This is a genomic window from Bradyrhizobium sp. ISRA464, from assembly GCF_029910095.1.
GTDB lineage: Bacteria > Pseudomonadota > Alphaproteobacteria > Rhizobiales > Xanthobacteraceae > Bradyrhizobium.
In genome coordinates this window covers 3,465,929-3,489,156 of record NZ_CP094526.1, presented here as the reverse complement: position 1 = coordinate 3,489,156, position 23,228 = coordinate 3,465,929, and the positions used below count along the sequence as shown (strand labels likewise).

The window sequence follows — 23,228 nt, the reverse complement described above, 5'->3', positions numbered from 1 at the left end:
GAATAGCGGCAAAGCGGATGAATCGGAGCATTCTCACCTCTTGCGGAAAACGCCGGAATATAGGCGCGTTCGTATGGCAATTGAAGGGTATACGGCTCAATATCTGGCGCCCCACCTCGTGACGTCCGACGCCCAACCGAGCGGTGCAAAACCGGCCTGGGGCACGTTGATGCACGCCGCCAAGCCCCTATGATGGTCGTCATCTCACTGCGCAGCTTCGCTTGTTGCCGGCACACGACAAGCGGAACCGCAAGCCCGGACGGCGCTGTCGTGCGTCAGTCACGATACGCTCCTAGGACTCGGCTCTCAGTGAGTGGGGGACTTCATCTCAACAGGGGAGCGTAAGATGGGCGCGACAAGATTGGGGGCAATCGCCCTCGGCGTGGCGGGAGCACTCGCCACCTCGCCGGCACATTCGGAATCGGCAAGCAACAGCGACGCGGAGATCGCGCTGCTCAAGCAGCAGCTCCGCGTGCTGGAGCAGAAGATCGACAAGCTGCAGAAGCAGAGCAACGCGAACGCGGCGACGGCGGCCGCCGCGAACGCGCATGCGAAGGCGGCGGATGCAAAGGCCTCGAGCGTCGCCAACGCCAACGCCGCCATTCCGGTCAAGGGTCCGATCGCGCCGTCCGGCGTCGTGGTGTCGATGCCGAACAACCGGCCGACGATCTGCACCGCGGACGAGCAGAACTGCATCGCGATCACGAGCCGCGTGCACTGGGACGTCGGCGGTTACGACTATCGTCCCAACTCCGCGGGGACATCGCCGCAAAAGCTCGACAGCGGCGAGAACGTCCGCCGCGCACGCATCGGCGTCGTCGGCAAGTTCCTCAGCGACTGGAATTTCGCACTGATCTACGACTTCGGCGGCTCTTCCGACGGCTTCGGCGGTTCGGCGCCGGGATCGCTGCCGGGCGGCGGCGTCTCCGGCATCGAGAACGCCTATCTGAGCTATACCGGCTTCAAGCCGTTCGGCGGCAAGATGGCGATTGAAGGCGGCATCATGGACCTGCCCTACACACTCGACGAGGCCACGAGCTCCAACGACATCCTGTTCATGGAGCGCGCCTCGGCCGGCGTCGTCGCGACCAACATCGCGGCCGGCGACTTCCGTTCGACCGTCGGCACCCGCTGGTGGAACGATCAGCTTTGGGTCGGCGGCTATGTTACCGGACCGTCCACCGGCGCACTGCACTCGGCATCGAGCACCTCGCCGGCCGCAAGCACCGAGCAATATGGCGCAGTCGCCCGTATCGCCGGCAACCCGATCAGCGGCAGGGATTACTCGGTGCATATCGGCGCCGATGCAGAATGGCTGATCCAGCCGGCGCGGAATCTGCTGACGCAGGCGCAGACGGTCACGCTCAGCGACCGGCCTGAGCTCCGCATCGACCCCACCGTGCTGGCGACGACCGGCGCGATCGCCAACGCGTCGGGCGCGCAGGTCTACAGCGTCGAAGCGGCTGCGACCTATGGCCCGCTGATCCTGCAGGGCGAGTATTTCTGGTTCAATGTCGATCGTGGCGCGAACACCGGCCTGCCACCGATCGGTGCGCCAAGCCTGAAATTCCAGGGCGGTTACGCGCAGGCTGGCTACGTGCTGACCGGCGAGACGCACACCTACAACGCGGCGGCGGCCGCCTATAACGGCATCAAGCCGGCGCACCCATTCTCGCTTGACGGCGGCGGCTGGGGCGCCTGGGAAATCGCCGGACGCGTCAGCACGATCGACCTGAACGATCAGATCGGATCGGCAACCGGCGTCGCCGGCGGACGGCAGACCGTCTACACTGCCGCGCTGAACTGGTACGTCAACGGCAACATCCGCTTCATGCTGGACTACCTGCACGGCAACGTCGCCAGGCAGGCATCGCCGACCTCGCCCGCCGACGTCGGCTCGAAGTTCGACGCCGTGGCGATGCGCACGCAGGTCGCATTCTGACGCGGCCTGATCGCCGTCGGTCACCGTAGCCAAAACCGGGAGCCGCACCCTGCTCCCGGTTTTCACTCTCCTCATCTCCTCGCGGCTCAAGCCGCGCGCTTCGGCTTCCTCACCACCTCCGGCGCCGGCGCACAGGACAACCGCTCCTGGTGGCTCTCGCCCCACGCCTTGAGTATATCGATCACCGGGCGCAGGCTCTCGCCGAGTTCGGACAGCGTGTACTCGACCCGCGGCGGCACCTCGGCATAGACCTTGCGGATCACGAGACCATCGTCCTCGAGCGCACGCAGCTGCTTGGTCAACATCCGCTGGGTGATGCCGGGCATCCGCCGCCGCAACTCGCCAAAGCGCTGGGTGCCGGCCTGCAGATGAAACAGGATCACGCCCTTCCATTTGCCGTCGATCAGGTCGAGCGCCGCCTCGACCGCACACCCCGGCCGACGCGCGAAATTCTTCCGTTTCATCGGATTTTTCCCAATAGTATCCAAACGGGGACTAGTTCCCTGAATTTACAGTACTTGCCAAGTGGAGGCCAGCGCGACAGTTAGACAACAGGCAATCGCCGCCACCAATGGAGACAAGCCATGAAGGCCGTCGGATACCAAAAATCGCTGCCGATCGAGGCGGCGGATTCGCTCATTGATTTCGAGACTGCAAAGCCGGAGCCGAAGGGGCGCGACATCCGGGTCGCGGTGAAGGCGATCTCGGCCAACCCGGTCGACTACAAGGTGCGCAAGCGCGCGGCGCCGCCCGCGGGCGAGTACAAGATCCTCGGCTTCGATGCGGCCGGCGTGGTCGACGCGGTCGGCCCCGATGTCAGCCTGTTCAAGCCGGGCGACGAGGTGTTCTACGCCGGCTCGATCCAGCGCCAGGGCACCAATTCGGAGTTTCACCTGGTCGACGAGCGCATCGTCGGGAAGAAGCCCAAATCGCTGTCATTCGCGCAGGCCGCGGCGCTGCCGCTGACCTCGATCACCGCCTGGGAACTGCTGTTCGACCGGCTCGGCGCGGTGCCGGGCAAGAGCCTCGATCCGCGCACGCTTCTGATCATCGGCGGCGCCGGCGGCGTCGGCTCGATCCTGATCCAACTCGCGCGCGGGCTCACCGGCTTGACCGTGCTCGCAACGGCAACGCGTCCGGAATCTCAGAAATGGTGCCTCGATCTCGGTGCCCATGCCGTGATCGATCATGCCAAGCCGATGAAGGAGCAGATCGAGAAGCTGAAGCTGCCACCGGTCGGGCTGGTCGCCAGCCTCACTTTCACCGACCAGCACTACAAGTCGATCGCCGACTTCATCGCGCCGCAGGGCAAGTTCGGCCTGATCGACGATCCGCCGGAGTTCAACGTCGCCGTATTCAAGGGCAAGGCGGTGTCGGTGCACTGGGAGTCGATGTTCACGCGCTCCTCATTCCAGACATCAGACATGATCGCGCAGAATCATCTGCTCAATGATGTCTCGGACCTCATCGACAAGGGCGTGCTGCGCACCACCCTCGACCAGACCTTCGGCACTATCAACGCCGCCAATCTCAAGCGCGCCCACGCGCTGCTCGAGAGCGGCAAGTCGCGCGGCAAGATCGTGCTGGAGGGGTGGTAAGCCCACGATTGCGCAGGGTGGGTTCGCCGAAGGCGTAACCCACCCACGCATTTTTGAAGAGCGGTGGGTTACGCTAACGCTAACCCGTCGTACCATCAGGATCCTACGCCGGCGCGACGCCCTCCACGAAGATCAGCCGCCGCTCGAGAGCGGTCGCGCGCAACTTCAGCGCTTCGGCGTATTCCGGCGACGCGTACCATTCCCGCAAGATCGCCATCGCCGGAAATTCGACGATGACGATGGCCTTCGGCGGAGGACCACCATCCACCACTTCGGCCGCACCGCCGCGCACGATGTAACGTCCGCCATATTGCGCGATGCTCTTCGCAGCCAGCGTACGATAGGCCTCGAACGCAGCGGCGTCCCGCATCTCGACCTCTGAGATTGCATAAGCCGGCATGCGCCCTCACGCGATGGTGTTGACGATGCCACCTTCGGCGCGGAGCGCAGCGCCGTTGGTCGCGGAGGCCTGCTTCGAACAGATATAGACCACGAGATTGGCGATTTCCTCGGTGCTGGCAAAGCGCTGCAACAGCGAGGTCGGCCTGTGTTGCTTGACGAAATTCGAGGCCGCCTCGTCCACCGACTGGCCGTTCTGCTTCGCCAGATCCTTGACGAAGGTCTCCACCCCCTCCGACATGGTCGGCCCGGGCAGCACAGAGTTGACGGTGACCGCGGTGCCTTTGGTCAATTGCGCGAGCCCGCGGGCAATCGCAAGTTGCGCGGTCTTGGTCATGCCGTAGTGGATCATCTCGGTCGGGATGTTGAGGCCTGATTCCTAGGAGATGAAGACGATGCGTCCCCAGTTGCGCTTCAACATCCCCTGCATGTAGCCGCGCGACAGCCGCACGCCCGACATCACATTGACCTCGAAGAAGCGGCTCCAATCCTCATCCGGAATGTCGAAGAAATCCTTCGGCTCGAAGATGCCGGCGTTGTTGACAAGGATATCGACCTCCGGCAAGGCCGCGAGCAGCGCCTTGCAGCCGGCGGCGGTCGAGACATCGGCGGCGATGCCGCGCACCTTGCTGCCCGGCACCGCCTTTGCGACCGCCGCAACGGCGGCATCGATCCTGGCGTGGCCCCGGCCGTTGACGATGACATCCGCGCCTGTCCCCGCGAGGCCCCGTGCGATCGCGTTGCCGATACCTGCGGTCGAGGCCGGTGACCAGCGCAGTTTTTCCGGAAAGGTCGATTTTCATTGGGAGAGCTCCTGTCGGTCCTTTCCGTGATATTTGATCGAAATCACGCCGATGCAACCAAGCATCGAGCACGGGAGATGCGCGAATTCAGGACGAGTGCGAAGACGCTGTTACGGGACACGCAGAACAGCGCCAGGCGTCATAGCCCCATCGCCTGCAGCACGCACATGAGTGGCAACCGTGGCATCCCTCGCGCCATGCGGTTCTCGCCGACTTTCATCCAACCGTCACAAAACGCATCGTTTGCACCCCAGTCGTTTTCACAGATTGTCAATTCAACGACTGTAAGTCGTCGCCGCAAATAGCTCGAGCGGACCTCTGGCTATATCTTCGGCAACCGGGCGCAGATCCTCTTTCAGCGACAACGACGTCCGGAGCCGTGCGACTGACAGGAAAGCATCAGATGTTCGTAATCTCCAGGACGAAGCAACTCCGCGCGATCATTCTGAAGCGATTCCGACCAAGCCTTCGAAGCCAGATCGCGATGCTTGGTATCGGCGGAGTAGTCATCGTCAGCGCAGCCTGTCTCGGCGGCCTCGAATACGCGGCACGCATGCAGCGCGAGTCAGACGACAGCATGCGCTTCAGAGCGCAATTGTCCGAGCTGTCCGACGGCTTCCTGGAGACGCAGCAGATCGCGGCCAAGTTCCTGCGCACGCGCAATGAAGACCTGGCGAAGACTCTCGCCAATCGCGTCCAGGACGAGACGGCGATGCTCGACAGACTCGAAGCTTTCGCAGCAGCGCTGCCGGAGGACGATCCGATCAGGCAGGTGTCCTCCTTGCGGAGCGGCATCAATCTCTATGCGACCAGGTTCCAGAATATCGTCGGCGCCCAGCGCATGTTGGGCCTGACCGACAATGATGGCTTGCGCGGAAAACTGCGCAGTTCGGCGCAGCAGTACGAGTCCCGGCTGGCGCAGCTCGACCAGCCCGGGCTGACCGTCCTGTTGCTGACGATGCGCCGTCTCGAGAAGGATTTCGTCCTGAGCGGCGAAGAGCGATTTGGCGACCAGCTCGATGAGCGTGAGGCCGCGTTCGAGACGGCGCTGGCATCGTCAACGCTGGCTAAGGACGTGAAATCCGAACTCCTTGGTCTCGCCCGATCCTACAAGCTTGCGTTCGCCGGCGTCCTCGTCTCCCGCCAGGCGCTCGATGACCAGATGGAGGACCTCTATCAGATCTTCGACCGTATCCGGCCGATGCTGGTCAGGGTCGCCGCGGCAGCCAGCGCTCGCGCCGATCTCGCACAGCGCAAGGCCAGTGAGTTCAGGCAGGCCCTGACATGGGTGATCGGACTGACCGCGTTCGTGCTCACGTTGTTTGCCGTGTTGTTCGGCCGGCGCCTCGCCGGGCTCATCAGCCGCATGACGGCCGCGATGCGGCAATTGGCCGACGGTCGGTTCGACGTCGTCCTGCCCGGCCTGGAGCGGTCAGACGAAATCGGCGAAATGGCGCGCGCCGTCGAATCGTTCAAGACCAAGGCGCAGGAGAAGGCCCGTCTTGAGCTTGACGCGAGGCTGGAGGAGAACCGTCGCGCCGCCGATCGGCACAAGCGCGAACTCGCGCGGCTGGCGGAAGCATTCGAGGCCAGCGCCGGTGGCGTCATCGATACCGTCTCGGCGGCATCGGAGGAACTGGCCGCCTCGGCCCGCGATCTCAGCGACACGGCCCATCACACGCAGGACATGTCGGCAAACGTCGCGGCAGCCTCCGAAGAAGCCTCCGACAATGTCAGGCGCGTTGCGGCCGCGGCGGAACAAATGATCGCCTCGGCGTCCGAGATCGGACGCCAGGTCGAGGAATCGGCCAGCATCGCCAGCGAGGCCGTGCAGCAGACAAGGCAAACCGACGATCGGATGGCGCAGCTCGCATCCGCTGCCGACCGTATCGGCAACGTGGTGCAACTGATCGCAACGATCGCGCATCAGACCAACCCGCTCGCCCTGAACGCGACGATCGAGGCCGCCCGCGCCGGCAAGGCGGGTTCCGGCTTCGCCGTGGTCGCGCAGGAGGTCAAGACGCTCGCCAGGCGGACCGCGGAGGCGACAGAGGAGATCCGCGAGCAGATCGCCGGCATCCAGACCGCCACAAAGGAATCCGCCGAGGCTATCAGCGATATCGCAGGCATTATCCGCCGGATCTCAGAGATCGCCTCTGGCGTTGCGAAGGCGATCGAGGCGCAAGGCGACGCGACGCGGAGCATCGCGCAGAACGTTCAGGTCGCCTCCGAGCGGACCTCCCAGGTGGCCGTCAGCATCGGCCAGGTGGCAAGCGGCGCCTCCAGGACCGGCAGCGCCTCCTCCCAGGTCCTGAGCTCCGCACGGCTGCTGTCGGACGGCAACAACCGTCTCAAGCAGGAGCTCGATAATTTCATCGCCACCATCCGCGCCGGCTGAATGGTCACAAAAAAACGGCGCCCGAGGGCGCCGTTTTCGAAACCTTGACCAGAGACCGGCTTACGCTGCCTCGGCTTCCTTCTCCTGCGTCGGGCCGGAATCCTGGCCCTTGGCATCGACGTCGCGATCGACGAACTCGATCACGGCCATCGCCGCGTTGTCGCCGTAGCGGAAGCCGGCCTTGATGATGCGGGTGTAGCCGCCCTGGCGGTCCTTGTAGCGGGGCGCCAGCGTGTCGAACAGCTTCTTGACCTGGTCGACGTCGCGCAGCTCCGAGATCGCCTGGCGGCGCAGCGCGAGGCCGCCCTTCTTGCCCAGGGTGACGAGCTTCTCGACGATCGGCCGCAGCTCCTTGGCCTTCGGCAGCGTGGTGACGATCTGCTCGTGCTTGATCAGCGCGGCCGCCATGTTGGCGAACATCGCACGCCGATGCTCGGCGGTGCGGTTGAGCTTCCGATGAACCTTGCCGTGACGCATAGTCTATTCCTTACTTTGTATCTGCCGCGACGGTTCGTCGGACATGTTGCTCAGGTGGGCTGCCTGCGTTCGCCCGCAAAAGCGCTATCGAGCGCTTTTGCTTTCTTGTTTGAGCATGATCCTTGTCGGAAAACCGCTACACACTTTTCCGGGATCATGCTGGTGCTCAGTAGTGATCCTCGAAGCGCTTGGCGAGCTCGTCGATGTTCTCCGGCGGCCAGCCCGGCACTTCCATGCCGAGATGCAGACCCATCTGGGCCAGCACTTCCTTGATTTCGTTCAGCGACTTGCGGCCGAAGTTCGGGGTGCGGAGCATTTCCGCTTCTGACTTCTGCACGAGGTCGCCGATGTAGACGATGTTGTCGTTCTTCAGGCAGTTTGCCGAACGCACCGACAGCTCGAGCTCGTCGACCTTCTTGAGGAAGGCCGGGTTGAAGGCGAGATCGGGGATGATCTCCTGCGCGACTTCCTTGCGCGGCTCCTCGAAGTTGACGAACACGTTGAGCTGATCCTGCAGGATGCGCGCGGCATAGGCGACGGCATCCTCCGGCGAGATCGCGCCGTTGGTCTCGATCGTCATCGTCAGCTTGTCGTAGTCGAGGATCTGGCCCTCACGGGTGTTCTCGACCTTATAGGAGACCTTGCGGACCGGCGAGAACAGGCTGTCGACCGGGATCAGGCCGATCGGCGCATCCTCGGGACGGTTGCGCTCGGCGGCGACGTAGCCCTTGCCGGTCGTGACCGTGAACTCCATGCGGATCTCGGCGCCGTCGTCCAGCGTGCAGAGCTGCAGGTCGGGGTTGAGGACGGTGACGTCGCCGACGGTCTGGATGTCGCCGGCGGTGACCGCGCCCGGGCCCTGCTTCTTCACGACCATGCGCTTCGGGCCTTCGCCCTGCATCTTGATCGAGATGTCCTTGATGTTGAGCACGATGTCGGTGACGTCCTCACGGACGCCAGCGATCGAGGAGAACTCGTGCAGCACGCCGTCGATGTGCACGGACTGCACCGCCGCGCCCTGCAGCGAGGACAACAGGATGCGGCGCAGCGCGTTACCGAGCGTCTGGCCGAAGCCACGCTCGAGCGGCTCGGCGACGACGGTGGCGAACCGGGACGCGTCCGAGCCCGGCGTCACCTGCAGCTTGTTCGGTCGAATGAGTTCTTGCCAATTTTTCTGGATCGTCACTGTTTCACCCATGTGCCAGTCGAATGGACGAACCTGGCGTTGGAGATCGCGGAACAGTCCGCGCGGTCAATTCCAAAAACGATCGCAAGCGGCCGGGCCGCCCGCGATTTCAATCAAACGCGCCGACGCTTGCGCGGGCGGCAGCCATTGTGCGGGATCGTGGTCACGTCGCGGATCGAGGTGACGGTGAAGCCCGCAGCCTGCAGCGCACGGAGCGCCGATTCACGGCCCGAACCGGGGCCGGCCACTTCAACCTCCAGCGTGCGCATGCCGTGCTCCTGCGCCTTCTTGGAGACGTCTTCGGCCGCGACCTGCGCGGCATAGGGGGTCGACTTGCGCGAGCCCTTGAAACCCATGGTGCCCGCCGACGACCAGGCGATCGTGTTGCCCTGTGCGTCGGTGATGGTGATGGTCGTGTTGTTGAACGACGAATTCACGTGCGCGATGCCGGAGGCGATGTTCTTGCGTTCGCGGCGGCGTACGCGGGTGGCTTCCTTGCCCATTTCAAACCTTTCCTGTGATCTCAAGCGCCGCCGTAACGCCAGCGGCTACACCTCAAAACGCAAATAGCGAGTAGCGAACGTCCATTCGCTACTCTCCACCCGCAATTCGCAAAACTTACTTCTTCTTGCCGGCGATCGCCTTGGCCGGCCCCTTGCGCGTACGCGCATTGGTGTGGGTACGCTGGCCGCGCACCGGCAGACCGCGGCGATGCCGCAGGCCGCGATAGCAGCCGAGGTCCATCAACCGCTTGATGTTGATGCCGACCTCGCGACGGAGGTCACCCTCGACCAGATAGTCGCGGTCGATGACTTCGCGGATCTGCAGGACTTCCTGGTCGGTCAACTGGTTGACGCGACGGTCCAGCGGGATCTTGACCTTCTCCATGATGTCGGCCGCATTCTTTTGGCCGATGCCATGGATGTATTGAAGCGCGATCAGCACGCGCTTGTTGGTGGGAATGTTGACGCCGGCAATACGGGCCACGGATTTCTCTCCTGTCGCCGATCCCTCACGGATACGGGCTTCTCAAGTTCTTGCTTTCGCGGGCAGGTGTCCACAAACGCGAACACGACGCCCTTCCCCTCATATCCTTTGGGGCCCGGCATCGTCACAAAACTATCCGACTTGGATGCGGGGCTTATTAAGGGATTCATGTCGGTTTCGTCAACCGCTCCTAACGCTTAGCTCGCTGTTTCGTGAGCCTTTTTGCTGCCTTCTTGGCGGTTTTCCCGCCCTTCCCGGCGGCCTTGGTCTTGGCCACCTTTTTGGCCTTTTTGGCGACCTTGGCCGCCTTCCGGGCCGGTTTGGCGGTCTTTTTTGCCCCCTTGGCTGCCCTTTTGGCTGCCCTGGACGCCGCCGCGGTCTTCTTGGCGGGCTTCTTCGCCGCCCCGACGGAGGACTTGGCCGACTCAGCGGCCTTCGGTTCCAGCGCGCCGATCGCACCCAGGATCCGATTGATCTCGCGGGTGACGTGCTCGATGGTCATCATGCCATCGACGGTCAAGAGCTTCCGCCGCTCCGAATAATAGTGAATCAACGGTTCCGTCAGCGAACGGTACTGCGCAAGGCGCTTGGTCAGCACTTCCGGCGTATCGTCGAGGCGGACCTCCTCGCCACGCGCACGGGTCTCCTCGGCGCGCTTCTCAACTCGGTCCAGCAATGCGCTCTCGTTCACGCGCAGTTCGACGACGGCGTCGAGCTTGAGATGCTTCTTCCTGAGGAGCTCGTCGAGCGCTTCCGCCTGCGGAACCGTGCGCGGGAAGCCATCCAGGATGAAGCCCTTCTTGGCGTCGGGCTGCTCGATGCGGTCCGCGATGATCCCGACCACGACCTCGTCCGGCACCAGGCCGCCATTGGCCATGATCTCCTTGGCCTGCAGTCCGATCGGCGTGCCGGCGGCGACCGCCGCGCGCAGCATCTCGCCGGTCGAGAGCTGGACAATGCCATGCTTGTGGACCAACCGCTGTGCCTGGGTCCCCTTGCCCGAGCCCGGCGGCCCCAAAAGGATCAATCTCATGACTAATTCGCCCCCCGGCTAGGTGAGCGAGACCCGCACACCCGTGATGTGAGTTTGGAACCGCCGCGCACCCCAATCAGCGCCGACGACCCCTGAGCTTCGACTTCCTGATCAGCCCTTCATACTGATGGGCCAGCAGATAACCCTGAACCTGCGCCACGGTATCCATCGTCACGCTGACGACGATCAAAAGCGACGTACCACCAAAGTAGAACGGCACCGAGGCGTAGGAAATCAGAATTTCCGGAATCAGACAGACGATAGCAAGATAGATCGCACCAAGCACCGTGATACGCGACAACACGTAGTCGATATATTCGGCGGTGCGTTCGCCGGGCCGGATGCCCGGGATAAAACCGCCATGCTTCTTCAGATTGTCGGCGGTCTCGGTCGGGTTGAACACGATCGCGGTGTAGAAGAACGCGAAGAAGACGATTAGCGCGAGATAGAGGATCAGAAACAGCGGTCGGCCATGGCCGAGTTGGGTGGTGATCCACTGGAACCACTCCGGACCCTTGCCGGCATTGAAGTTCGCAACGGTGGTCGGCAGCAGCAGCAGCGACGAGGCGAAGATCGGCGGAATCACGCCCGAGGTGTTGAGCTTGAGCGGCAGATGCGAGGACTGGCCCTCGAACATCTTGTTGCCGACCTGGCGCTTCGGATACTGGATCAGCAGCCGGCGCTGCGCCCGTTCCATGAACACGATGAAGGCGATCACCGCGATCGCCATCACGATGACGATCAGGATCAGACCGGTCGACATCGCGCCCTGGCGGCCAAGTTCCAGCATGTTGGCGAGCGCCGACGGCAGTTCGGCGACGATGCCCGACAGGATGATCAGCGAGATACCGTTGCCGATACCGCGCGAGGTGATCTGCTCGCCGAGCCACATCAGGAACATGGTGCCGCCGGTCAGCGTGATCGCGGTCGAAAGGCGGAAGAACATGCCGGGGTCGCTGACGACATTGCCGGCGCCTTCGAGGCCGACCGCGATGCCGTAGGACTGGAACAAGGCCAGGATCACCGTGAGATAGCGGGTGTACTGGTTCAGCGTCTTGCGGCCCGCCTCGCCCTCCTTCTTCAGGGCCTCGAGCTGCGGCGAAACGGTGGTGAGGAGCTGGATGATAATCGATGCCGAGATGTACGGCATGATGTTCAGCGCAAAAATCGCCATGCGGTGGATGCCGCCGCCGGCGAACATGTTGAACATGCCGAGGATGCCGCCGGACTGGGTGCGGAACACCTGTTCCCAGATGTTTGGATCGATGCCGGGCAGCGGGATGTAGGTGCCCAGCCGATAAACAAGCAGCGCACCCAGGGTAAACCAGATGCGCTTCTTCAGCTCGTCAGCCTTCGCTAGAGCTCCGAAATTGAGGTTTGCTGCAAGTTGTTCGGCTGCTGAGACCATGTTTCGGCTTTCTCCCGGAGCCCCCTTCGCTGACGCCCCTGCGGGGGCGATCGGCAGACACCGGACATTATCTGGTGCTCGGCCTCGATAAGTCCATCATTCGATCTGCGGATTGCCCGCGCCGCGCGCGGGCAATGACGCAGATGTTACGCCGCCTCGCCTTCTTCCGCCTTGGCGGGGGCCAGGATCTTGACCGAGCCGCCAGCCTTCTCGACCGCGGCAATCGCCGACTTGGAGGCGCCGTGCACCTCGATGGTCAGCTTGGCCTTGATCTCGCCGCGGCCGAGCAGCCGCAGGCCGTCCTTGGCGCGGCGCAGCACGCCGGCCTTGACCAGGGTCTCGGCGTTCACAGTCGCAGACGCATCGACCAGCTTGTTGTCGATCGCTTCCTGCAGACGGTCGAGATTGATCTCGGCGAAGTCGAGCTTGAAGATGTTGTTGAAGCCGCGCTTGGGCAGACGGCGATGCATCGGCATCTGGCCGCCTTCGAAACCCTTGATGCGGACGCCCGAACGCGCGGTCTGGCCCTTGCCGCCGCGGCCCGAGGTCTTGCCCTTGCCGGAACCGATGCCACGGCCGACGCGCATCCGCTTCTTGCGGGCGCCGGCGTTGTCGGCGATATCGCTGAGCTTCATCGCCCTTCTCCTTATATCTTGCTTACTCGCCGACGACGCGGACGAGATGCTGGACCTTGCTGATCATGCCGCGAACTTCAGGGGTGTCCTGCAGCTCGGCGACCCGGCCGATCTTGTTGAGCTTGAGGCCGATCAGCGTCGAACGCTGCGAGTGATGGCGGCGGATCGCGCTGCCGATCTGCTCGACCTTAATCGTCTTGCTGGCCTTGGCCATGACAATAACTCCAAATAGCGCGCTGGTTTCCCGCGCGGGTTATTCCGCCACCACTTCGGCGTCGCCGCCGACGCGGCGCGACTGCAGGGTGGAGACCTTGATGTTGCGGCGGGCGGCCACCGAACGCGGCGAATCCTGATGCTTCAGCGCGTCGAAGGTCGCGCGAACCATGTTGTAGGGATTCGACGAGCCGATCGACTTCGCCACCACGTCCTGGATGCCGAGCGTCTCGAACACCGCGCGCATCGGGCCGCCGGCGATGATGCCGGTACCGGCCGGAGCGGCACGCAGGTAGACGCGGCCGGCGCCGTGACGACCGGCGATGTCGTGATGCAGCGTGCGGCCTTCGCGAAGGGCGACGCGCGTCAGGTTCCGCTTGGCCGACTCGGTCGCCTTGCGGATCGCCTCGGGAACTTCGCGCGCCTTGCCGTGGCCGAACCCGACCCGGCCCTTCTGGTCGCCGATCACGACCAGCGCCGCAAAGCCGAAGCGCTTGCCGCCCTTGACGACCTTCGCCACGCGATTGATGTGGACGAGCTTGTCGACGAACTCGCTGTCGCGCTCCTCGCGCTCCCTGCTCCGTTCGCGTCCGCCGCGTTCGCGTTCACCTGCCATGGTGTTTTCCAATCTCTAGGAGGCCTACGCCTCTTTCCTCGTAATCGTTCGATTCGTTTAGAAGCTCAATCCGCCTTCGCGCGCCGCATCGGCGAGCGCCTTGACGCGCCCGTGATAGATGTAGGCGCCGCGATCGAACACGACTTCCTTGACACCCTTCTGCGCCGCACGTTCCGCCAGCAGCTTGCCGACCGCCTTTGCCGCATCGATGTCGGCACCGGTCTTGCCGGATTCGCGCATGGTCTTCTCCAGCGACGAGGCGGACGCCAGCGTCTCGCCCTTCTGGTCGTCGATGACCTGGGCGTAGATGTGCTTCGACGAGCGGAACACCGACAGCCGCGGACGGCCGCCTGCCGAGCGGCGAAGCGCAAGGCGCACGCGCTGCTTGCGCCGGGCATTCGTAACCTTGAGTGACATGACCGGCTCCGTTACTTCTTCTTGCCTTCCTTGCGGAAGATGAATTCGTTGGCGTACTTCACGCCCTTGCCCTTGTAGGGCTCCGGCGGACGGTAGGCGCGGATCTCGGCGGCGACCTGACCGACGCGCTGCGGGTCGTTGCCGGTGATCGTGATCTCGGTCGGCTTCGGCACCGCGATGGTGATGCCTTCCGGGATCGCGTAGATCACGTCGTGGCTGTAGCCGAGCGCGAGCTGCAGGTTCTTGCCCTGCATCGCGGCGCGGTAGCCGACGCCGGTGATCTCGAGCTTCTTCTCGAAGCCCTTGGTGACGCCCTCGACGAGGTTCGCCACCTGCGCCCGCGCGGTGCCGTACATCGCCTGCGCGCGGTTGGTCTTGACGCGCGGAGCGACCTTGACCTGGCCGTTCTCGAACTTCACCTCGACGTCGTCATGCACGACGAACTGAAGCTGGCCCTTCGGCCCCTTCACCTTCACCGTCTGGCCTTCGACGGTCGCCGTCACACCCGACGGGATCGCCACCGGCTTTTTGCCGATACGTGACATCGTAAATTCCTTCCTCAGAACACCGTGAAGAGAACTTCGCCGCCCACGTTCGCCTCGCGCGCCTCGTGGTCAGCCATGATTCCCTTCGGCGTCGACAACACCGAAATGCCGAGACCGTTGTTCACGCGCGGCAGGTTCTTCACCGAGGCGTAAACGCGGCGGCCCGGCTTCGACACCCGCTCGATCTCGCGGATGACGGGCTCGCCGTCGAAATACTTCAGCTCGATCTCGAGCTCGCTGCGGCCGCTCGCATGCTCGACGCTGGCGTAGCCGCGGATATAACCCTCGGCCTTCAGCACCTCGAGCACGTTGGCGCGCATCTTCGAGCCGGGGCTCGAGACCTTGGACTTCGAGCGCATCTGCGCGTTGCGGATGCGGGTGATGAGATCGGAGATCGGATCGTGCGTGGACATGGTTCCGACCCTCCTTACCAGCTTGACTTCACGAGCCCGGGAACCAGGCCCTTGGAGCCGAGTTCACGCAGCGCGATGCGCGACAGCTTGTTCTTGCGATAGTTCGAGCGCGGACGCCCGGTCAGCTCGCAGCGGTTGCGGATGCGCGTCGGCGACGAGTTGCGCGGCATCTCGGCGAGCTTCAGCGTCGCCGCGAAGCGCTCTTCCATCGGCTTGGTCTTGTCGGCGATGATCGCCTTCAGCTTCTCGCGGCGGGGAGCGGCGTTCTTCGCCATCCGCTTGCGCCGGTTGTTCTTCTCGACTGAACTCTTCTTTGCCATGCTTGGCTCCTGGGTATCCGCGTTTGAGTTGCCTTGACTCAGCTACTCACTGCCGGAACGGGAAATTGAAAGCGGTCAACAAGGCGCGCGCCTCGTCGTCGGTCTTGGCGGTGGTGCAGACCGTGATGTCCATGCCACGCGCTTCCGAGACCTTGTCGAAGTCGATCTCGGGGAAAATGATGTGCTCCTTGATGCCGAGCGAATAGTTGCCGCGGCCGTCGAAGCTCTTCGGGTTCAGGCCGCGGAAGTCGCGGACGCGGGGCAGCGCCACATTCACCAGGCGGTCGATGAACTCGTACATATGGGCCTTGCGCAGCGTGACCTTGCAGCCGATCGGCTGGTTCTCACGCAGCTTGAAGGTCGCGATCGCGACGCGCGAATAGGTCACGATCGCCTTCTGGCCGGCGATCAGGGTCAGCTCGGCAGCGGCGGTCTCGGCCTTCTTGCGGTCGTTGACGGACTCGCCGACGCCCATGTTGAGCACGACCTTGTCCAGGCGCGGAACCTGCATCACGTTGGCATAGCCGAACTTCTCGGTCATCATGCCGCGGATCTTCTTGTCATACTCCGCGCGCAGGCGCGGCACGTAAGCGGTATCAGCCATCGATCTCTGCTCCCGAGCTCTTGGCAACACGAACCTTCTTGCCATCGGCCTGAATCTTGAACCCAATGCGGGTCGGCTTTCCGTCCTTGCCGACATACGCAATGTTCGACAGGTGGATCGGCGCCTCCTTGGAGATGATGCCGCCCTCCTGGGACTGGGTCTGCTTCTGGTGACGCTTCACCATGTTGATGCCGCGGACGAGGGCCTTGTTCTCGTCCGGACGCACCTCGAACACCTCGCCGGTGCGACCCTTGTCGCGGCCGGTGAGCACGATCACCTTGTCGCCTTTGCGGATCTTGGCAGCCATCACAGCACCTCCGGCGCGAGCGAAATGATCTTCATGTGGTTCTTGGCGCGAAGCTCGCGCGGCACCGGCCCGAAGATGCGGGTGCCGACCGGCTCCGACTGGTTGTTGATCAGCACGGCGGCGTTGCGGTCGAAACGGATGACCGAGCCGTCGGCGCGGCGGATGTCCTTGCGGACCCGCACCACGACGGCCTTCATCACGTCGCCCTTCTTCACCTTGCCACGCGGAATGGCTTCCTTGATCGACACAACGATAATGTCGCCCACGGTGGCATAGCGACGCTTGGAACCGCCAAGCACCTTGATGCACATGACACGGCGTGCGCCTGAATTATCGGCCACGTCGAGGTTGGTCTGCATCTGAATCATTGATGCACCTCGTCCTCTTTCTGCGCTCTAGCGCGCTCAAAATTTCCCTGAAATGCCTCGGCTAAGCCGAAGTTATCAGGCCGTTTTCTTGTGTTCGCCCCGGACCACGGTCCAGCGCTTCAGCTTCGAGATCGGCTTCGATTCCTCGATCCAGACCATGTCGCCGGGCTTGAACTGGTTGTTCTCGTCGTGCGCGTGGTAGTTCTTGGAACGGCGGATCGTCTTCTTGTAGATCGGATGGGTGAAGCGGCGATCGACGCGCACCACCACCGTCTTGGCTTGCTTGTCGCTGACGACCACGCCCTGCAGAGTACGTTTCGGCATAGCTTGGCCCCTTACTTCTTCTTCGCGCGCTGCTCGGCAGCGATGGTCTTGATACGGGCGATGTCGCGGCGGGCTTCCCGCATCCGCGACGTGTTCTCCAGCTGACCGGTGGCGCGCTGGAAGCGGAGGTTGAAGCGCTCCTTCTTCAGGTTGAGGATCGCGTCTTCCCGCTGGTCGTCGCTCATCGCGCGAATGTCTGCAACTTTCATCTCGGCCATGGCGATTACTCCGCAATGCGCGCGACGAAGCGCGTCTTGATCGGCAGCTTGGCGGCGGCGAGCGTCAGCGCTTCCTTCGCGGTCTGCACCGGCACGCCGTCGATCTCGAACATCACACGGCCCGGCTTGACCCGGACCACCCACAATTCCGGCGAACCCTTGCCGGAGCCCATGCGGACTTCGGCAGGCTTCTTCGACACCGGCACGTCGGGGAACACGCGGATCCAGACGCGGCCGGCGCGCTTCATGTGACGGGTCAGCGCGCGGCGGGCGGCTTCGATCTGACGGGCGGTGACGCGCTCAGGCTCCATCGCCTTCAGGCCGAACTGGCCGAACGCCAACGTCGCGCCAGAGGTCGCAACGCCGTGGATACGGCCCTTATGCGCCTTCCGGAACTTCGTTTTCTTAGGTTGCATCATGGCTTTAAGCCCTCAAATTCCTGCTTTGCCTCAAGCGGCGGCCGCATCGCGGCGCGAACGCGGGGTGTCGCCTTCGGCCATCTTCTTGTCCTGGGCCATCGGATCGTGCTCGAGGATCTCGCCCTTGAAGATCCAGACCTTGACGCCGCAGGTGCCGAAGGTCGTGAACGCGGTTGCAACGCCGTAATCGACGTCGGCGCGCAGCGTGTGCAGCGGCACGCGGCCCTCGCGGTACCACTCCATGCGCGCGATTTCAGCGCCGCCGAGACGGCCCGAGCAATTGATGCGGATACCTTCGGCACCGAGGCGCATCGCCGACTGTACGGCGCGCTTCATGGCACGGCGGAACGCGACGCGGCGCTCGAGCTGCTGGGCGATCGATTCGGCGACCAGGGTCGCGTCGAGCTCCGGCTTGCGGATTTCGACGATGTTGATCACGACGTCCGACGAGGTGATGTCGGCGACCTTCTTGCGCAGCTTGTCGATGTCGGCGCCCTTCTTGCCGATCACCACGCCCGGACGCGCCGAGTGGATCGTCACGCGGCACTTCTTGTGCGGACGCTCGATCACGATGCGCGCCACGGCCGCCTGCTTGAGCTCCTTGTGCAGGATCTCGCGGATCTTGACGTCCTCGTGCAACAGCTTGCCGTATTCCTGCTTGCCGGCGAACCAACGGGAATCCCAGGTCCGGTTGATGCCGAGACGCAGCCCGATTGGATTGATCTTTTGACCCATCGTCTTCTCCTGCGCCCTTAAGCGCTTGCCTCGGCCTCGACCTGACGAACCACGATGGTCAGGTGCGAGAACGGTTTGTACACACGGCCCGAACGGCCACGACCACGCGGCGCAAAGCGCTTCATCACGAGACCGTTGCCGACATGCGCCTCGGCAACGACGAGATCGTCGACATCGAGGTCATGGTTGTTCTCGGCGTTCGCGATCGCCGACTCCAGGCACTTCTTGACGTCGACCGCGATCCGCTTGCGCGAGAACTGCAGGTCGGCGAGCGCAGCAGACGCCTTGCGGCCGCGGATCAGCTGCGCCACCAGGTTGAGCTTCTGCGGGCTGACGCGCAGCATGCGGGCGACGGCCTTGGCCTCATTGTCCGCGAGGCTACGTTCGCGCTTTGGTTTGCTCATCGTCTAATCCTCAAGCCTTCTTGGCTTTCTTGTCGCCCGAGTGGCCATGGAAGGTCCGGGTCGGCGAGAACTCGCCGAACTTGTGACCCACCATTTCCTCGTTGACCGCCACCGGCACATGCTTCTGGCCGTTGTAGACGCCGAACGTCAGGCCGACGAACTGCGGCAGGATGGTCGAGCGGCGGCTCCAGATCTTGATGACGTCGTGACGGCCGGACGCGCGCGCGGCATCTGCCTTCTTGAGCAGAGAGCCTTCGACGAACGGGCCTTTCCAGACTGAACGAACCATGTCCGGCGTTCCTTACTTCTTCCGCTTGTGGCGGCTTAGGAGAATGAATTTGTTGGTCGACTTGTTGGTGCGGGTCTTCTTGCCCTTGGTCGGCTTGCCCCACGGAGTAACCGGGTGGCGACCGCCCGAGGTACGACCTTCACCACCGCCGTGCGGGTGATCGATCGGGTTCATGACGACGCCGCGGTTGTGCGGGCGCCAGCCGAGCCAGCGGGTCCGACCGGCCTTGCCGATCGAGATGTTCATGTGATCCGGATTGGAGACCGCGCCGATCGTGCCGCGGCAACGGCCGTGCACCAGACGTTGCTCGCCCGAGTTCAGGCGGATGATCACGTAGTCCTGGTCGCGGCCGACGATCTGGGCGTAGGTACCGGCCGAGCGCGCGAGCTGCCCGCCCTTGCCGATCTTGAGCTCGATGTTGTGCACGATCGTGCCGACCGGCATGTTGCCGAGCGGCATGACGTTGCCGGGCTTCACGTCGACATAGTTGCCGGCGACGACGGTGTCGCCCGCCGCCAGGCGCTGCGGCGCCAGGATGTAGGCCTGCTCGCCGTCCTGGTACTTGATCAGCGCGATGAACGCGGTGCGGTTCGGATCATACTCCAGCCGCTCCACGGTCGCCGGTACGTCCACCTTGTCGCGGCGGAAGTCGACGGTGCGGTAGGCCTTCTTGTGGCCGCCGCCGCGGAAGCGCACGGTGATGCGACCGGTGTTGTTGCGGCCGCCGGTGCCGAGCTTGCCCTCGGTCAGCGTCTTCACCGGCTTGCCCTTGTAGAGCGCCGAACGATCGACCATGACCAGCTGGCGCTGGCCCGGCGTCGTGGGATTGTAGGTTTTCAATGCCATCGTCGTTGCGCCTTATAGTCCGGTAGTCACGTCGATCCGGTGGCCCTCTTCCAGGGTCACGATCGCGCGCTTGGTGTCCGACTGCGAGCCGAGATTGCCGCGGAACACCTTGGTCTTGCCCTTGCGAACGAGGGTGTTGACGCTCTTCACCTTGACGTCGAACAGCTTCTCGACCGCTTCCTTGATCTGCGGCTTGGTGGCCTTGCCGGAGACCTTGAACAGCACCTTGTTGTGCTCGGAGGCGAGCGTCGCCTTTTCCGTCACGACAGGAGCGACGATCACATCGTAGTGGCGCGGATCAATGTTCTTCATTTGAAGCGCGCCTCCAGCGCATCAACCGCGGCCTTGGTCAGCACCAGCTTCTGGCGGCGGAGAATGTCGTAAACGTTGATGCCCTGGATAGGCAGCACGTCGATGTTCGGGATGTTGCGGGCCGCGGTCGCGAAACCGGCGTTCAGCTCCGCACCGTCGATGATCAGCGCGTTGGTGAGCCCGAGACCGGAGAACTGACCGAGCAGCGCCTTGGTCTTGGCTTCCTTGACGGCCGCGCTGTCGATCACGACAAGCCCGCCGTCCTTGGCCTTGGCCGACAACGCATGCTTCAGCGCGAGCGCACGCACCTTCTTCGGCAGGTCGGTCGCATGCGAGCGAACGACCGGACCGAACGCACGGCCACCGCCACGGAACTGCGGCACGCGAGCCGAGCCGTGACGGGCGCCGCCGGTGCCCTTCTGCTTGTACATTTTCTTGCCGGTGCGCCAGATCTCGGCGCGGCCCTTGGCCTTGTGCGTGCCGGCCTGACGCTTGTTCAGCTGCCACTGCACGCAGCGCTGGATGATGTCCGCGCGCGGCTCGAGACCGAAGATCGCGTCCGAGAGCTGAACCGATCCGGCGTCCTTGCCCTCAAGGGTCGTGACTTTCAGTTCCATCTCACGCGCCCTCCTTCTCGGCCGGAGCCTCGGCAGCCTCGCCGCCGGCAACCTTGAACTTGCCGGGCTTCGGGGCTTCCTTCGGCAGCGGCTTCTTCACCGCGTCGCGCACCGAGATCCAGCCGCCCTTGGAGCCGGGAACGGCGCCTTCGACGAGGATCAGGCCGCGCTCGACGTCGGTCTGCACCACGCGCAGATTGAGCGTGGTGATGCGATCGACGCCCATGTGACCGGGCATCTTCTTGTTCTTCCAGGTCTTGCCGGGATCCTGACGACCACCGGTCGAACCGATCGAACGGTGCGAGATCGACACACCGTGGGTGGCGCGCAGGCCGCCGAAATTCCAGCGCTTCATACCGCCGGCAAAACCCTTACCGACCGAGGTGCCGGTCACGTCGACAAACTGGCCGACCACGAAATGGTCCGCCTGGATTTCCGCGCCCACCGGGATCAGCGAGTCCTCGGACACGCGGAACTCGGCGACCTTGCGCTTGGGCTCGACCTTGGCGACCGCGAACTGGCCGCGTTCGGCCTTGGGCATGTAGACGGTCTTGCGGGTGCCCGCGCCGAGCTGAAGGGCGACATAGCCGTTCTTCTCGGTCGTGCGGTGACCCAGCACCTGGCAGTTGCCCAGCTTCAGCACGGTCACAGGGATATGCTCGCCGGTCTCCGTAAAGACCCGCGTCATCCCGACCTTTTGTGCGATCACTCCGGAGCGCATCGGCGTGCTTCCTGTCTTTCTGTCCGCAAGCGGCGGACGTAAAAATCCAAATCCTTAGAGCTTGATCTCGACGTCGACACCGGCGGCCAGGTCGAGCTTCATCAGCGCATCGACGGTCTGCGGGGTCGGGTCGACAATGTCGAGGAGGCGCTTGTGGGTGCGCATCTCGAATTGCTCGCGGCTCTTCTTGTCAACGTGCGGCGAACGGTTGACGGTGAACTTCTCGATGCGGGTCGGCAGCGGAATGGGTCCGCGAACCTGCGCACCGGTGCGCTTCGCCGTGTTCACGATCTCACGGGTCGACGTATCGAGGATTCGATGGTCGAACGCCTTGAGACGGATGCGAATGTTTTGGCCGTTCATTGCCGTATTCTCTCTTTAGTGAGTGGCGAGTAGCGAATAGCGAATGGAGTGACCCACTCGCTACTCGCCATTCCCTATTCGCGTTCTTACTCGATGATGGCGGCGACGACGCCGGCGCCGACGGTGCGGCCGCCTTCGCGGATCGCGAAGCGCAGCTTTTCTTCCATCGCGATCGGCACGATCAGGTGCACTTCCATCGCGATGTTGTCACCCGGCATCACCATCTCGGTGCCTTCGGGCAGGTGCACGACGCCGGTCACGTCGGTGGTGCGGAAGTAGAACTGCGGACGGTAGTTCGTGAAGAACGGGGTGTGGCGGCCGCCCTCTTCCTTGGTGAGGATGTAGGCCTCAGCCTTGAACTTGGTGTGCGGCTTGACCGAACCGGGCTTGCACAGCACCTGGCCGCGCTCGACTTCCTCGCGCTTGGTGCCGCGGAGCAGCGCACCGATGTTGTCGCCAGCCTGGCCCTGATCGAGCAGCTTGCGGAACATTTCGACGCCGGTGACGATGGTCTTCTGGGTGTCGCGGATACCGACGATTTCGATTTCGTCGCCAACCTTGACGATGCCACGCTCGACACGGCCGGTGACCACGGTGCCACGGCCCGAGATCGAGAACACGTCTTCGACCGGCATCAGGAACGGCTGGTCGATCGGACGCTCCGGCTGCGGGATGTACTCGTCGACGTTGCGCATCAGCTCGAGGATGGCGTCGTGGCCGAGCTTCTTGTCCTTGTCTTCGAGGGCGGCGAGCGCCGAGCCCTTGATGATCGGGATCTTGTCGCCCGGGAATTCGTACTTCGAGAGCAGCTCGCGGACTTCGAGCTCGACGAGCTCGAGCAGCTCCGGATCGTCGACCATGTCGCACTTGTTGAGGAACACGACGAGCGCGGGCACGCCGACCTGGCGGGCGAGCAGGATGTGCTCGCGGGTCTGCGGCATCGGGCCGTCAGCGGCCGACACGACCAGGATCGCGCCGTCCATCTGGGCAGCGCCGGTGATCATGTTCTTCACGTAGTCGGCGTGGCCGGGGCAGTCGACGTGGGCATAGTGACGGTTGGTCGTCTCGTACTCGACGTGTGCGGTCGAGATGGTGATGCCGCGCGCCTTCTCTTCCGGCGCCTTGTCGATCTGGTCGTAGGCGGTGAACGTCGCACCACCGGTTTCTGCGAGCACCTTGGTAATCGCTGCGGTCAGCGAGGTCTTGCCGTGGTCGACGTGACCGATGGTTCCGATGTTGCAGTGCGGCTTGGTACGTTCGAATTTAGCTTTGGCCATTTGACTCTCCGTTCAATCGTTAGTTGCCAACCAA

33 protein-coding genes and 1 pseudogene are annotated in these 23,228 nt (G+C 63.6%); 3 read left to right on the top strand and 31 right to left on the bottom strand.

Going from position 1 to position 23,228, the window contains the following annotated elements; all coding sequences use genetic code 11:
• Positions 1–346 precede the first annotated feature (346 nt).
• A complete protein-coding gene (locus MTX19_RS16290; protein WP_280984413.1) occupies positions 347–1,942 on the top strand; it encodes an OprO/OprP family phosphate-selective porin in 1,596 nt (531 codons plus the stop codon).
• Between the two features lie 86 nt (positions 1,943–2,028).
• On the opposite strand, the gene MTX19_RS16285 is transcribed toward MTX19_RS16290, so the two are convergent.
• Complete coding sequence (locus tag MTX19_RS16285) at positions 2,029–2,406, bottom strand: helix-turn-helix domain-containing protein (protein ID WP_280984412.1); 378 nt, start codon at positions 2,404–2,406, stop codon at positions 2,029–2,031.
• Between the two features lie 120 nt (positions 2,407–2,526).
• On the opposite strand from MTX19_RS16285, the gene MTX19_RS16280 reads away from it, so the two are divergent.
• Positions 2,527–3,540, top strand: a complete 1,014-nt coding sequence (locus tag MTX19_RS16280; RefSeq protein ID WP_280984411.1) for a zinc-binding alcohol dehydrogenase family protein — start codon at positions 2,527–2,529, stop codon at positions 3,538–3,540.
• Between the two features lie 103 nt (positions 3,541–3,643).
• Here the strand turns inward: MTX19_RS16280 and MTX19_RS16275 are convergent, their stop codons facing one another.
• Positions 3,644–3,940, bottom strand: a complete 297-nt coding sequence (locus MTX19_RS16275) for a DUF1330 domain-containing protein (protein ID WP_280984410.1) — start codon at positions 3,938–3,940, stop codon at positions 3,644–3,646.
• 6 nt (positions 3,941–3,946) lie between these two features.
• Positions 3,947–4,742, bottom strand: a pseudogene (locus MTX19_RS16270) (SDR family oxidoreductase).
• Between the two features lie 403 nt (positions 4,743–5,145).
• On the opposite strand from MTX19_RS16270, the gene MTX19_RS16265 reads away from it, so the two are divergent.
• Entirely contained in the window at positions 5,146–7,140 is a 1,995-nt protein-coding gene (locus MTX19_RS16265; RefSeq protein WP_280986061.1) for a methyl-accepting chemotaxis protein, read from the top strand.
• A 60-nt stretch (positions 7,141–7,200) separates the two neighbouring features.
• On the opposite strand, the gene rplQ is transcribed toward MTX19_RS16265, so the two are convergent.
• The 28 genes from rplQ to tuf all read right to left on the bottom strand — a co-directional run bounded on the left by rplQ (position 7,201) and on the right by tuf (position 23,194).
• Positions 7,201–7,617, bottom strand: coding sequence for a 50S ribosomal protein L17 (gene rplQ / locus MTX19_RS16260; protein ID WP_280977368.1), 417 nt, complete (start codon positions 7,615–7,617; stop codon positions 7,201–7,203).
• Positions 7,618–7,783: 166 nt separating this feature from the next.
• A complete protein-coding gene (locus MTX19_RS16255; protein WP_280977367.1) occupies positions 7,784–8,815 on the bottom strand; it encodes a DNA-directed RNA polymerase subunit alpha in 1,032 nt (343 codons plus the stop codon).
• Positions 8,816–8,916: 101 nt separating this feature from the next.
• The gene (rpsK, locus tag MTX19_RS16250; protein ID WP_006021048.1) at positions 8,917–9,306 is read right to left on the bottom strand and encodes a 30S ribosomal protein S11; all 390 of its coding nucleotides are present in this window, start codon (positions 9,304–9,306) and stop codon (positions 8,917–8,919) included.
• A gap of 115 nt (positions 9,307–9,421) precedes the next feature.
• Positions 9,422–9,790 carry a 30S ribosomal protein S13 gene (gene rpsM / locus MTX19_RS16245; RefSeq protein ID WP_137483446.1) on the bottom strand — a complete coding sequence of 123 codons (369 nt, stop codon included), beginning with the start codon at positions 9,788–9,790 and terminating at the stop codon, positions 9,422–9,424.
• A 190-nt stretch (positions 9,791–9,980) separates the two neighbouring features.
• Complete coding sequence (locus MTX19_RS16240; protein ID WP_280986060.1) at positions 9,981–10,823, bottom strand: adenylate kinase; 843 nt, start codon at positions 10,821–10,823, stop codon at positions 9,981–9,983.
• Between the two features lie 76 nt (positions 10,824–10,899).
• Positions 10,900–12,231 carry a preprotein translocase subunit SecY gene (gene secY / locus MTX19_RS16235; protein ID WP_280977365.1) on the bottom strand — a complete coding sequence of 444 codons (1,332 nt, stop codon included), beginning with the start codon at positions 12,229–12,231 and terminating at the stop codon, positions 10,900–10,902.
• Between the two features lie 146 nt (positions 12,232–12,377).
• Positions 12,378–12,866 (bottom strand): 50S ribosomal protein L15, encoded by a 489-nt coding sequence (gene rplO / locus MTX19_RS16230; protein ID WP_280977364.1) that lies wholly within the window; start codon positions 12,864–12,866, stop codon positions 12,378–12,380.
• Positions 12,867–12,888: 22 nt separating this feature from the next.
• A complete protein-coding gene (gene rpmD, locus MTX19_RS16225; protein WP_028335461.1) occupies positions 12,889–13,080 on the bottom strand; it encodes a 50S ribosomal protein L30 in 192 nt (63 codons plus the stop codon).
• 39 nt (positions 13,081–13,119) lie between these two features.
• Positions 13,120–13,695, bottom strand: a complete 576-nt coding sequence (gene rpsE / locus MTX19_RS16220) for a 30S ribosomal protein S5 (protein ID WP_016843761.1) — start codon at positions 13,693–13,695, stop codon at positions 13,120–13,122.
• A 57-nt stretch (positions 13,696–13,752) separates the two neighbouring features.
• The gene (gene rplR / locus MTX19_RS16215; RefSeq protein WP_280977363.1) at positions 13,753–14,112 is read right to left on the bottom strand and encodes a 50S ribosomal protein L18; all 360 of its coding nucleotides are present in this window, start codon (positions 14,110–14,112) and stop codon (positions 13,753–13,755) included.
• 11 nt (positions 14,113–14,123) lie between these two features.
• The gene (rplF, locus tag MTX19_RS16210; RefSeq protein WP_280977362.1) at positions 14,124–14,657 is read right to left on the bottom strand and encodes a 50S ribosomal protein L6; all 534 of its coding nucleotides are present in this window, start codon (positions 14,655–14,657) and stop codon (positions 14,124–14,126) included.
• Between the two features lie 14 nt (positions 14,658–14,671).
• Positions 14,672–15,070 (bottom strand): 30S ribosomal protein S8, encoded by a 399-nt coding sequence (gene rpsH / locus MTX19_RS16205; RefSeq protein WP_280977361.1) that lies wholly within the window; start codon positions 15,068–15,070, stop codon positions 14,672–14,674.
• A 14-nt stretch (positions 15,071–15,084) separates the two neighbouring features.
• Positions 15,085–15,390 carry a 30S ribosomal protein S14 gene (gene rpsN / locus MTX19_RS16200; RefSeq protein ID WP_280977360.1) on the bottom strand — a complete coding sequence of 102 codons (306 nt, stop codon included), beginning with the start codon at positions 15,388–15,390 and terminating at the stop codon, positions 15,085–15,087.
• Positions 15,391–15,436: 46 nt separating this feature from the next.
• Positions 15,437–15,994, bottom strand: a complete 558-nt coding sequence (gene rplE / locus MTX19_RS16195) for a 50S ribosomal protein L5 (protein ID WP_280977359.1) — start codon at positions 15,992–15,994, stop codon at positions 15,437–15,439.
• Complete coding sequence (gene rplX / locus MTX19_RS16190) at positions 15,987–16,301, bottom strand: 50S ribosomal protein L24 (RefSeq protein WP_280977358.1); 315 nt, start codon at positions 16,299–16,301, stop codon at positions 15,987–15,989. The genes rplE and rplX overlap by 8 nt, the downstream gene beginning before the upstream one ends.
• Positions 16,301–16,669 (bottom strand): 50S ribosomal protein L14, encoded by a 369-nt coding sequence (rplN, locus tag MTX19_RS16185; RefSeq protein ID WP_006611848.1) that lies wholly within the window; start codon positions 16,667–16,669, stop codon positions 16,301–16,303. Before rplN ends, rplX begins: the two co-directional genes overlap by 1 nt.
• 75 nt (positions 16,670–16,744) lie before the next feature.
• Positions 16,745–16,993, bottom strand: a complete 249-nt coding sequence (gene rpsQ, locus MTX19_RS16180) for a 30S ribosomal protein S17 (RefSeq protein WP_066499426.1) — start codon at positions 16,991–16,993, stop codon at positions 16,745–16,747.
• Positions 16,994–17,004: 11 nt separating this feature from the next.
• On the bottom strand, positions 17,005–17,211 hold the full coding sequence (rpmC, locus tag MTX19_RS16175) for a 50S ribosomal protein L29 (protein ID WP_280977357.1): 207 nt from the start codon (positions 17,209–17,211) through the stop codon (positions 17,005–17,007).
• Between the two features lie 5 nt (positions 17,212–17,216).
• Positions 17,217–17,630: a 50S ribosomal protein L16 gene (gene rplP / locus MTX19_RS16170; protein WP_280984408.1), complete on the bottom strand. Its 414-nt coding sequence runs from the start codon at positions 17,628–17,630 to the stop codon at positions 17,217–17,219.
• A 30-nt stretch (positions 17,631–17,660) separates the two neighbouring features.
• Positions 17,661–18,365, bottom strand: coding sequence for a 30S ribosomal protein S3 (gene rpsC, locus MTX19_RS16165; RefSeq protein ID WP_280977355.1), 705 nt, complete (start codon positions 18,363–18,365; stop codon positions 17,661–17,663).
• Between the two features lie 17 nt (positions 18,366–18,382).
• The gene (gene rplV / locus MTX19_RS16160; RefSeq protein ID WP_280977354.1) at positions 18,383–18,769 is read right to left on the bottom strand and encodes a 50S ribosomal protein L22; all 387 of its coding nucleotides are present in this window, start codon (positions 18,767–18,769) and stop codon (positions 18,383–18,385) included.
• 10 nt (positions 18,770–18,779) lie between these two features.
• On the bottom strand, positions 18,780–19,058 hold the full coding sequence (rpsS, locus tag MTX19_RS16155; RefSeq protein ID WP_008136357.1) for a 30S ribosomal protein S19: 279 nt from the start codon (positions 19,056–19,058) through the stop codon (positions 18,780–18,782).
• Positions 19,059–19,070: 12 nt separating this feature from the next.
• On the bottom strand, positions 19,071–19,904 hold the full coding sequence (gene rplB / locus MTX19_RS16150; RefSeq protein ID WP_280977352.1) for a 50S ribosomal protein L2: 834 nt from the start codon (positions 19,902–19,904) through the stop codon (positions 19,071–19,073).
• Positions 19,905–19,916: 12 nt separating this feature from the next.
• Positions 19,917–20,216: a 50S ribosomal protein L23 gene (locus tag MTX19_RS16145; RefSeq protein ID WP_280984407.1), complete on the bottom strand. Its 300-nt coding sequence runs from the start codon at positions 20,214–20,216 to the stop codon at positions 19,917–19,919.
• Positions 20,213–20,833: a 50S ribosomal protein L4 gene (gene rplD / locus MTX19_RS16140; RefSeq protein WP_280986059.1), complete on the bottom strand. Its 621-nt coding sequence runs from the start codon at positions 20,831–20,833 to the stop codon at positions 20,213–20,215. The genes MTX19_RS16145 and rplD overlap by 4 nt, the downstream gene beginning before the upstream one ends.
• 1 nt (position 20,834) lies before the next feature.
• Complete coding sequence (rplC, locus tag MTX19_RS16135) at positions 20,835–21,554, bottom strand: 50S ribosomal protein L3 (RefSeq protein ID WP_280977350.1); 720 nt, start codon at positions 21,552–21,554, stop codon at positions 20,835–20,837.
• Between the two features lie 54 nt (positions 21,555–21,608).
• Positions 21,609–21,917, bottom strand: coding sequence for a 30S ribosomal protein S10 (gene rpsJ, locus MTX19_RS16130; RefSeq protein ID WP_002712302.1), 309 nt, complete (start codon positions 21,915–21,917; stop codon positions 21,609–21,611).
• A gap of 86 nt (positions 21,918–22,003) precedes the next feature.
• A complete protein-coding gene (gene tuf / locus MTX19_RS16125) occupies positions 22,004–23,194 on the bottom strand; it encodes an elongation factor Tu (protein ID WP_280977349.1) in 1,191 nt (396 codons plus the stop codon).
• Positions 23,195–23,228: the final 34 nt, after the last annotated feature.